Annotated in this window: 1 protein-coding gene; it reads right to left on the reverse strand. The window is 39.1% G+C overall.

Annotation, left to right across the window (positions count from 1 at the left end):
• Positions 1–32: 32 nt before the first annotated feature.
• Entirely contained in the window at positions 33–893 is an 861-nt protein-coding gene (locus GQR46_RS20105; RefSeq protein ID WP_165729171.1) for a TIM44-like domain-containing protein, read from the reverse strand.
• Positions 894–980: the final 87 nt, after the last annotated feature.

Raw genomic sequence — 980 nt, forward strand, 5'->3', positions numbered from 1 at the left:
CTAAAAAGCGCGGTGTTTAAAATAATAAAAGCTTATTGAGTATCAATTAAATCTTCAACACCCACTATTAGCCATGGAGCATCGTCTGAAATTAGACGCTCTAAGTGCCAAATTTCTAAAATAGGCTGTTCTTTTTTATCGCCTAAATCACGGTACTTACCTTTAAAGCGAACACTAACCTGCCACGATTGCGCATTTGTATCTGCACGCACAAGTTCGGCATCAATAAACATTACTTCAGTGTCTACACTCTGTATAGCTTCACGCTCAGCTTTAAATTCGGCAACAAGTGCAGGGCTTAAGTATTCAGCCATTGTGGTGTAATCAGCATTATTCCATGCAGTTTGTAGTGTATGGTAATGACTACGGGCACCTTGCAAAAAGCCATTAACGTCAAAGTTAGGTGGTAAATTAAAAGGGACACTTTCATCTTGTGGGGCGCTGTTAGCAAAGCCTGTACTTGTTGGTTGCTCGATAGGTGCTTGTTTAAAAGCATTTTGCTGAGCACTTGTACCTGCACTGGCATTTGCAAGTTGTGGGGCACGATTAGCACGTAAAAAGCCTGTTACTAGCTTAAATAAAATAAATAGTCCGCCAGCTAATAAAATCATTTCTAATAGCTGAAAACCTTCAAAATCGTCGCCTAACATTGCTGCAATTAAGCCACCCGCTAAAAGACCACCCAAAACGCCAGCCATAATGCCTTTTTTATTTGATGTGGCTTTAGGTGCTGCTGTTGGGGGTGTTGTATCTGCTTTTTGTTTTTGTGCTGTTTGTTGTGTTGCAGGAGTTTGTCCACGTTTGCTACTGCCAAACTTTTTACGTGCGTGTGCATCAAAACTGGCAGTACATAATAATGCCAATAATGAAAAAATAACGATGATGTTCTTCATGAAATTCCCTAATTAAAATCGAGCCGCGATTATAATTTACTTTCTTAAGGAGTTTAATTAATTACTTTAAAAATCAGAGGTTTTGAG

Origin of the sequence: Pseudoalteromonas sp. Z1A6 (assembly GCF_011378745.1) — a bacterium.
In the GTDB taxonomy this organism is placed as follows: domain Bacteria; phylum Pseudomonadota; class Gammaproteobacteria; order Enterobacterales; family Alteromonadaceae; genus Pseudoalteromonas; species Pseudoalteromonas arctica.